Source organism: Pseudomonas sp., assembly GCF_030147005.1.
Taxonomy (GTDB): domain Bacteria; phylum Pseudomonadota; class Gammaproteobacteria; order Pseudomonadales; family Pseudomonadaceae; genus Aquipseudomonas.
Genome location: NZ_JASLAW010000006.1, coordinates 18902 through 28128, shown reverse-complemented (window position 1 = coordinate 28128; position 9227 = coordinate 18902). Strand labels below are relative to the sequence as shown.

General features: G+C 63.4%; 7 protein-coding genes. 2 read left to right on the top strand and 5 right to left on the bottom strand.

Annotated features, from left to right (window positions below; all coding sequences use genetic code 11):
* Nucleotides 1-399: 399 nt before the first annotated feature.
* The 4 genes from Q1V60_RS00465 to Q1V60_RS00450 form a co-directional block, all read right to left on the bottom strand.
* Complete coding sequence (locus Q1V60_RS00465) at nucleotides 400-1770, bottom strand: LLM class flavin-dependent oxidoreductase (RefSeq protein WP_300626714.1); 1371 nt, start codon at nucleotides 1768-1770, stop codon at nucleotides 400-402.
* Nucleotides 1771-1780: 10 nt separating this feature from the next.
* Nucleotides 1781-2755, bottom strand: a complete 975-nt coding sequence (locus tag Q1V60_RS00460; protein WP_300626713.1) for an ABC transporter substrate-binding protein — start codon at nucleotides 2753-2755, stop codon at nucleotides 1781-1783.
* 83 nt (nucleotides 2756-2838) lie between these two features.
* Complete coding sequence (locus Q1V60_RS00455) at nucleotides 2839-4422, bottom strand: rhodanese homology domain-containing protein (RefSeq protein ID WP_300626712.1); 1584 nt, start codon at nucleotides 4420-4422, stop codon at nucleotides 2839-2841.
* On the bottom strand, nucleotides 4419-5030 hold the full coding sequence (locus Q1V60_RS00450) for a cysteine dioxygenase (protein WP_300626711.1): 612 nt from the start codon (nucleotides 5028-5030) through the stop codon (nucleotides 4419-4421). The genes Q1V60_RS00455 and Q1V60_RS00450 overlap by 4 nt, the downstream gene beginning before the upstream one ends.
* 212 nt (nucleotides 5031-5242) lie before the next feature.
* Between Q1V60_RS00450 and Q1V60_RS00445 the strand changes: the two genes are divergently transcribed.
* Both Q1V60_RS00445 and Q1V60_RS00440 read left to right on the top strand, forming a co-directional pair.
* Complete coding sequence (locus tag Q1V60_RS00445) at nucleotides 5243-6151, top strand: LysR family transcriptional regulator (protein WP_300626710.1); 909 nt, start codon at nucleotides 5243-5245, stop codon at nucleotides 6149-6151.
* Between the two features lie 120 nt (nucleotides 6152-6271).
* Nucleotides 6272-7066, top strand: a complete 795-nt coding sequence (locus tag Q1V60_RS00440; RefSeq protein WP_300626709.1) for a class II aldolase/adducin family protein — start codon at nucleotides 6272-6274, stop codon at nucleotides 7064-7066.
* 60 nt (nucleotides 7067-7126) lie between these two features.
* Here Q1V60_RS00440 and tkt read toward each other — a convergent pair whose 3' ends face one another.
* A complete protein-coding gene (gene tkt / locus Q1V60_RS00435) occupies nucleotides 7127-9184 on the bottom strand; it encodes a transketolase (RefSeq protein ID WP_300626708.1) in 2058 nt (685 codons plus the stop codon).
* Nucleotides 9185-9227: the final 43 nt, after the last annotated feature.

Below are 9227 nucleotides of genomic sequence, written 5' to 3'. Positions count from 1 at the left end.
GAGCTTGCTCCCGCTGGACTGCGCAGCAGTCCCATTTTCTGGGGTCGCTTCGCGGCCCAGCGGGAGCAAGCTCCCTCGCCACAGGCCGACGGTTGCCTGCTCTAGCGCTTAACTGACTGGCATTGGGGCTTGCCCGCGATGGCCATACGTATCTACGCAACTTTGAGCGCGGCACTGAAGCTGTGGCGAGGGAGCTTGCTCCCGCAGCGGCCTGGCGGCCGACCCGGATGCCGGTTGGTTCAAGTGCATATCCATTGTTCAGGTAACGGCCGCTATGGGTTCCGCTTTTACAGCGGGCCACGTTTGGTCTTTCAGGCCAATATTCATCAGTTGATCCACCGTTATTGCAGGCGAGCCAACCCCTATATGTTGAATGGCCTCAGCCGCCCACCCACTGTCTCAAATGACATTTTCCAGCCTACGCAGATCCGTTGTGGGAGCGGGCTTCGGAGGGGCAATCACGCTGTAACGGTTGGCCGGCACCTCCAGGCCCAGGTTGTCGCGCAACGTAGTGCCGCTGTACTCGGTGCGCAACAACCCACGCTGTTGCAGCAGCGGTACCACCCGTTCGGTGAAGTACTGCAACCCATCGGGCAGCACCGAGTTGATGATGAAACCATCGCTGGCGCCACTCTCGAACCAGCGTTGAAGGGTGTCGGCGACTTGTTCCGGCGTGCCGACAAAGTCGCGCTTGGGCCGCGCAAACCGCAGCGCCACTTCGCGCAGGGTCAGGCCTTCGTCCCTGGCCAATTGCTTGATGCGATCAGAGCCGCCTTTCTGGCTGTTGGCGCCCAGGTCGCCCAGTTCGGGGAACGGCGCGTCGAGCGGGTATTGGCTGAAGTCATGGTCGTTGAACGGGCGGCCGAGGGCGACAATCGCATCTTCGACGGTGACCAGCTCCACCGCCTGCTGGTAGCGGCTTTCCACTTCGTCGGCATCGCGCCCCACAATCGGCCGGATACCCGGCAGTATCGACAGGCTGTCGGCGTCGCGTCCAAAGCCCTTGGCACGGCGTTTCAAGTCGGCCGTATAGGCTTTGGCCTCGTCGATATCTTCCACATGCACAAAGATCGCGTCGGCGTTTTGCGCGGCAAAGTTGCGCCCGTCTTCCGAGGTGCCGGCCTGGAAAATCACCGGCTGGCCCTGGCGTGAGCGCGCGATATTCAGCGGGCCCTTGACCGAGAAGAATTCGCCCTTGTGGTCAAGCGCATGCAACTTGTGCGGGATGAAGAATTCGCCGCTTTGCTTGTTGTAGGCAAAGGCGTCGTCTTCCCAGGAATCCCACAGGCCCTTGACCACATTCAGGTGTTCCTTGGCGATGCGATAGCGCACGGCGTGAGGCGGGTGTTCGGCTTTACCGAAGTTATCGGCGGTGCCGCTCAGCCACGAGGTGACCACGTTCCACCCGGCGCGGCCGCCGCTGATATGGTCCAGCGAGGCGAACTGGCGCGCCACCTGGTAGGGCTCGGTGTAGCTGACGGTCACGGTGGCGACCAGGCCGATGTGGGTGGTCAGCGCGGCGAGGGCCGACAGGATCGTCAGCGGTTCGAAGCGGTTGAGGTAGTGCGGGCTGGACTTAGGGTGAATGTGCAGGCTGTCGGCGATGAACACGAAGTCGAACCGGGCGGCTTCGGCCAATTCGGTCTGCTGTTTGTAAAAGCCCAAATGGGTACTGGCGTCGGGTTGCGCCTGCGGGTGGCGCCATTCGCCCCAACCGTGGCCGACACCGTGAACCATGGCACCGAGTTTCAATTGACGTGGCTTGCTCATGTTCTGCTCCTTAGCGTGAGGCTTGGGAATTGGGGGCGCGCAGGGCGTTGAAACGCTTGTCGAAGCCTTGCGACACGTCGATGTGCCGACTCAGCAGGCCTTCCTTCTGGTAGGCGTCGGCGGTGGCTTGCAGGCCGCTGATCACGGCGTCGTCGATCAGCACCGGTGACAGCTGGGTGTCCTTGGCCACCGCCAGGTGCACGGCCAACGGCAGGCCGGTGATTCTGGCCTGGGCGGCGGCGTACTCGTCGGGGTGGCTGTTGGCCCAGGCGTAGGCACGGTCAACGCGGGCGACAAAGTCGTCCAGTTGCACCCGCTTGTCGGCAATGGCCTGGTCGGTGGCAGCGAAGTACAGGTGATTGCTCAGCAGGTTTTTGCCGCTGACCAGCACACGGGCGCGGCTTTGCGAGGTGACGACGGTGGTGTACGGGTCCCAGGTGGCCCAGGCATCGGCGGTACCGTTATCCAGCACCAGCCGGGATTCGGCGGGCAGCAGGAAGATGAACTGCACATCCTGTGAGGTCAGGCCTGCGCTCGCCAGCGCCTTGATCGCCAGGTAATGCCCGATGGACCCGCGCCCGGTGACGATTTTCTTGCCCTTGAGGTCGGCTGCGGTCTTGATCGGCGAATCCTGGGGCACCAGCAACGCGGTGGTGTTGCGCCCTTCGGCATGGATGATGCTGATCACTTTGAGCGACGCACCGGCGCCGAGGGCGAACACATAGGGCGCATCGCCCAGGGCGCCGACATCCACCGCACCGGCATTCAGCGCTTCGCCCAGGGGCGAGGCTGAAGGGAATTCCGACCACTTGATGTCGTACGGCAGGTTTTGGGTTTCGCCGCTGGCTTCCAGCAGCGCTTTGATCGTCGACTTTTGGTTGGCCACGCGCAGCGGTTGCAGGTCGGTGGCGTGGGCGTTGCCGAGCAGGCCGAGCGCCAGGGCGCCGCCCAGCAGCAGGCGCTTTAACGGGGTAGTAAACAGCATGGGACAGACTCCAGGCGTTGGGTAAAGGAAGGTACCTCCGCCTGGAGAAGGGGTCGGGTTTCCGGGAACGGTGCAGCGGTGGATCAGATCACGTAGAAACCATGGGTGCCGTCGCGCGCCAATTGTTCGACCAGGCCGAATTCCCAATCCAGGTAAGCCTGCATGGCTTGCCGTGGGTTATCGGTGCCTTCGTAGGGGCGCCGGTAGCGGTCGATACGCGGTGAGGCAAGATGGCGTTCTCCTTCCTCCAGCGGCAGTTGCGCGGCGATCCAGCCGGCGGTGCCGTCCTGCAGCAGGAACACCTGCCCGCCGGTCAGGGCCTCGACTTCGGCCACCGCCAGGCGCGCCAACTGGCTGCTGCCGCAGGTCAAGACGTAGCGCTGCGCGGCAGGCACCTTAGCCAGGGCCTCGGGCAACTGCGCGCGCAGCACCCACCACGCGCCGGGGATATGGCGCTTTGCGTAGTTGGCGCTGCTGGTGAAATCCAGCACCACAGTGTCGCCATGGTCGAGCCAGGCGGCCAGTGTCTGCGGGCTGATCAGTTCGGCCTGGGGCGGCGCGGGCACCGGGGCGATCCAGGCGCCATGGGCGCTGAAGTGCGCGGCTTGCAGCTCGTCCAGCACGTAGACTTCCCAGCCCAATTGGGCGAGCCAGGAGGCCGACATATTGGCGCGCACGCCATCATCGTCCACCAGCACCAGGCGCGCGCCACGCACGCTGGCCACGTGGTCGGTTTCCTGCACCAGTTGCCCGCCCGGTGTCGAGCGGGCGCCGGGCAGGTGGCCGGCCTCGAATTCTTCCGGGGTGCGCACGTCGAACAGGTAGGTGGTGCGGGCCGTGTCCTGCTGCCAGCGTTGCAGATCATTAAGGGTTGCTCGGCCGACACGCGCCTTGTCGGCCACGTCGCGTGCTTGCCGGGTGGCGATGCGGCGATGTTCCTCGGTGGTGGGCGCAAAGCGGCGCGATTGGCCATGGGCGAGTGTCTGCCCGGCCAGGGTCCAGCCGATGGTGCCGTTGCGCAGCGCCGCCACCGGGTTGGCCACGCCGGCATTGATCAACGATTGGGTGCCGATAATGCTGCGGGTACGCCCGGCGCAATTGACGATGATGCGGGTGGCCGGGTCCGGCGCCAGTTCACGGGCGCGCAGCACCAGCTCGGCCCCCGGCACGCTGATGCCGGTGGGGATGCTCATGGTCTGGTATTCGTCGAAGCGACGGGCGTCGAGCACCACCACATCGGCCTGGCCATCGAGCAGCGCTTGTACCTCCTCGGCGGCCAGGGACGGCGTATGACGCTGGCTTTCCACCAGCTCGCCAAAGGCTTTGCTCGGCACGTTGACGTCGATAAACAGCTCGCCACCGGCCTGGCGCCAACCGTCGAGCCCGCCTTCAAGCAGGCTGATCCGGGTGTAGCCCAGCGCAACCAGGCGTTCGGCGGCGCGTTCGGCCAGCCCTTCACCGTTGTCGTACAGCGTGACCTGGGTATCGCGGCGTGGAATGCGCGAATACACCTCCAGTTCCAGCCTGGACAGGGCAATGTTCGTGGCAAACAGCGGGTGGCCTTCGGCAAACGGCGCTTCTTCGCGCACGTCCACCAGAGCGACTTCCTCACGGTCCAGCAGGGCCTGGCGAATCTGGGCGAAGCGGCGGGTGGGTACGGTGCTCATAGGGCAGGGCTCTTTTCTTTGGACAGGTCCCAGATGTTGGGCAGGCAGGCGTTGGAATAACCGGAGATAAACGGTTTCTCGCGGCCGTCGGGTTGATACACCGCGCGGCGCACCGCGCCGATATTGGCGCCGTACACATGAATACTGATGGACACCTGGTCCTCGTGAGCATTGCTCACCTGATGAATGTCGCCGATCCTGGGCGACACCGCTTCAACCTGGCCCGGCAGCAGTTGCACAGGCGTGCCCTGGGCTGCCAGCGCGCCATCGGCCGCTCGGCCAAACCCTTGGGAAACCTCCGCGCCGCGCAACATGCCGATCAGTCCCCACACCCGATGATCATGAATCGGCGTGCGTTGCCCCGGCCCCCAGACAAAACTGACGATGCTGAAACGCTGGCGCGAATCGGCGTGCAGCAGAAATTGCTGGTAGCGCTCGGGGTCGGGTTGGGCGAACGCGTCGGGCAGCCAGTCATCGTGGGTTACCAGTTGCCCCAGCAGCTTGCCGCCACGGTGCAGCAGGTCGCCTTCGCGCGGGTTGGCGTCGATCAGCTCAGCCAAGGCGCCGATGAAGGCGCGTAGTCTCTCGGGGTGCGGTGCCTGGCTCATGAGCATTCCATTGGCGGGGTTGATGGTGTTATCTAAGCATAATGTTATTGGTTAATATGCTATTTTTTAATGATTAGCTTATAGCTACAGGTAATTTAGAACCGGGTTTTCTAGCGTTAGACGTTATCGATCACACCGCGGGCTATCCAGACCGGATTGCGCCAACTATGCTTCGCGCACATCTTAATGACCGTTCACTATGTGCGACCCCAATGAAAATTGACGATATCGATGCCTTTGTCGAAGTGATTCGTTGCCAGTCCATCAGCCATGCCGCCGAGTCGTTGCAATTGACCCAGCCGGCCATCACCCGTCGCGTGCAGAACTTCGAGCAGGCGCTGGGGGTGGAGCTGTTCGACCGCAACACCAAGCCCCTCAAGCCCACGCTGATCGGCACCCGGGTTTATGAGCAATGCCGGCTGATCCTGCGCGAGATGGACGCGCTGCGCGAATTGGTCGCCACCGATGCACCGCCCACCGGGGTGCTGCGCCTGGGCGTGCCGCAAACCATCAGCGACGGGGTGCTGCTCAATGCGCTCAAGCACTTGCGCACCGAGTACGCCGACCTGCGCGCCCAGGTGGCCACCGGCTGGGGCAGCCAGCTGGTCGGCAAGATCGAGCGCGGCGAGCTGGATGCGGCGGTGGCGTTGTTCCCGGCGGGCAAGATTTTTCCAGACAATATCGTCGGTGAGTCCATTGGCAAGATGGAGTTGGTGGTGGTGGTGTGCGCCAAGGCGCAACTGCCGAAAAAACCGTGCAAGCTGGCCGACGTCTACCAGAACGGTTGGGTCCTCAACCCGGACGGGTGCGGCTTTCGTGCCGGTTTGCAGCGCACCTTGTCCGACCAGGGCCTGGCCTTGCGGGTCAACCTGGAAACCTTCGGCACCGAGTTGCAATTGGGGCTGGTGGCCGAAGGGCTGGGCCTTGGCCTGGTGCCACGCCCGCTGCTCGAGCGCAGCGCCCATCGCGAGCAATTGGCGGTGATGCCGCTGAAGGATTTCAAGCCGGTGATGGACTTATGGCTGATCTATCCGCACTTCCTTGGCAACCTGCAAGGGCCGGTGGATGCGTTTGGCAAGTGGGTGGCCGATTCCCTGCACACCCTCCGAAACGCCGCCTGACGCCTGCCAGCTTTATAAATAAATATAATAATTAGCTTAGACTAAAATGTGATTTTTATTATTTTTGAGCATCCCCTAGGCTGGCCTGGAAGCCCTTGAGGCCATCCAGGAAGTTTTGCCATGAGCAGCGTCACCCCGCTTTCCAGCGTTTCCAACGCCGTCCGCCAACGTGTCACGCCAGAGGAATGGGAAGTGCGCGTCAAACTGGCCGCCGCTTATCGACTGGCGGCCTTGTACCAGTGGACCGACCATATCTACACGCACTTTTCCGCCCGTGTACCCGGCCCCGAGGAACATTTCCTGATCAACGCGTTTGGGCTGTTGTTCGATGAAATCAGCGCCTCCAACCTGGTCAAGGTCGACCTCGACGGCACGCTCGTCGACGACCCCACGGGCCTTGGCATCAACTACGCCGGTTATGTGATCCACAGCGCCATCCATGGCGCGCGCCACGACCTGCAAGCGGTGCTGCACACCCATACCCGCGACGGTATTGCGGTGTCCGCGCAAAAGGACGGCTTGTTACCGATCTCCCAGCATTCCATTGCGTTCTGCGGTCGCGTGGCCTATCACGGCTACGAAGGCGTGGCCCGGGACCTGGACGAACGCGCGCGGCTGGTGGCGGACCTGGGCGACAAAAGCGTGATGATCTTGCGTAACCATGGGCTGTTGACCGCAGGCATCAGCGTGGAGCATGCGTTTGCGCAACTGCAGGGGCTGGAGCGGGCGTGTGCTATCCAGATTGCGGCGCAGGCAGGCGGGCATGCGGCGTTGGTGTTTCCACCCGCAGAGGTGATGGCCAGGGTCGAGCGGCAGGCCAAGGTATTCAGCAGGGGGGAAGGGCCTGGGGTTGCCCGGCATTGGAATGCGTTGATCCGGCAGTTGGAGCGCACCGACACCGACTACAAAAATTGAGCTGAGCCCATCGCCGGCCCAAATGCCGCAGGGAGCATGTTCCCTGCGGCTTTGAGGCGTTTATTCAGCCCGGTTATGCTGGATTTGCTGCTTGGCGAGCTTCACCACGTTTTCCAGCGTAAACCCGAACTTTTCCTGCAACTTCGACAGCGGCGCCGACGCGCCAAAGCTGTTCATCACCACTTTGGCGCCGGCTTGCCCGACATAGCGGTCCCAGCCCAAGGGGCCGGCCTGTTCCACAACCACCCGCGCCTTCACCGTGGGCGGTAACACGCTGTCGCGGTAGGCTTGATCCTGATCTTCGAACAATTCCCAGCTGGGCATCGACACTACCTGCGCGGCAGTCCCTTCGCCCACGAGTTGCTCATAGGCCGCGACTGCCAGGCTGACTTCACTGCCCGTGGCAATCAGGATGACTTCAGGGTTATCCGCACCGGCCAACACATAAGCGCCTTTGGCCGCACCGGAGGCCGCCGCGTAGCGGGTACGGTCCAGGGTCGGCAGCGGCTGGCGCGACAACACCACGCAGCTCGGCCGATGGGTTTGCGCCAGTGCGACTTTCCACAATTCCAGGGTTTCGTTCGCGTCCGCCGGGCGCAGAGTCAGCAAGCCTGGGGTGGCGCGCAGTTGGGTCAGTTGTTCGATGGGCTGGTGCGTCGGGCCGTCTTCGCCCACGCCGATCGAGTCATGGGTAAACACGAATACCACCGGTAACTCCATGATCGCCGCCAGCCGGATCGGCGCTTTCATGTAGTCGCTGAACACCAGGAAAGTCGAGGTGTACGGCCGCAGGTACGACAGCGCCATACCGTTGGCAATCGCGCCCATGGCGTGCTCGCGAATGCCGAAGTGCAGGTTGCGCCCGCTGTAGTCGTCGGCACTGAAACGGCCGGCGCCGTCGAAGGTGAGGTTGGTCTTGGTCGAGGGCGACAAGTCCGCCGAGCCGCCCAGCAACCAGGGGATCTGCTGAGCGAAGGCGTTCAGCACTTCGCCGCCTGATGCTCGGCTGGCGACGCCCTTGGCATCGGCCGCGAAGCTGGGCAGGTCAGCCTGCCACTGCTCGGGCATTTCCCCGGCGCGCATGCGTTGCAGCTCATCGGCCCGTTGCGCGTCAAGGGACGCCAAGGTCTGGTTCCACTCGGCGTACAGCGGCTCTGCCCGCTCGAGGAGTGCGTCGCGCAATGCCGTGCGCGCTTCATCGGGCACCAGGAAACTGGCGTCCTGGGGCCAGCCGTACGCGGCTTTGGTCAGACGAATTTCGTCCTCGCCCAACGGCTCGCCATGGGCTGCGGCGGTGTTGTGTTTGTGCGGCGAGCCGTAGCCGATCACGCTGTCGACCACGATCAGGGTCGGTGCGCCGGTGTTGGCCTTGAAAGTCTCCAGCGCCACGCTCAGTGCCTGCAGATCATTGGCATCGGTGACATGCACGGTGTGCCAGCCATACGCCTGGAAGCGCTTGATCACATCTTCGCTGAAGGCCAGCTCAGTGTGGCCTTCGATGCTGATGGTGTTGTTGTCGTAGATCCAGCACAGGTTATCCAGCTGCAAATGCCCGGCCATCGACGCCGCTTCACTGCTGATGCCTTCCATCATGTCGCCGTCGCCGCACAGGGTGTAGACGTCGTAGTCGAACAACACCTGGCCGTCACGGTTGAAGCGCTGGGCCAGCCACCGCTCGGCCATGGCCATGCCCACGCTGTTGGCGCAGCCCTGGCCCAACGGGCCGGTGGTGGTTTCCACGCCGGTAGTCATGCGGTACTCGGGGTGCCCCGGGGTTTTGGAACCCATCTGGCGGAACTGCTTGATGTCATCCAGGCTGACCGCCGGTTCCCCGGAACGCTTGCCGTGGGCATCGATCTCCACCACACCGGCCAGGTGCAGCAGCGAATACAGCAACATCGACGCATGCCCCACCGACAGCACAAACCGGTCACGGTTGGGCCAGTCGGGATGCTCCGGGTGGTAACGCAGGAACCGACTCCACAACGTATAGCCCAGCGGCGCCAGGGCCATGGGCGTGCCGGGGTGGCCCGAGTTGGCCTTCTGCACGGCGTCCATGGCCAGGGTGCGGACAGTGTTGATGCATTGGGTGTCGGCGGCAGTAGCGGTGTGATTCATAAGATCGGTCTCCCTGGGGTGGCGATCTACAGTTGAGGGCAGG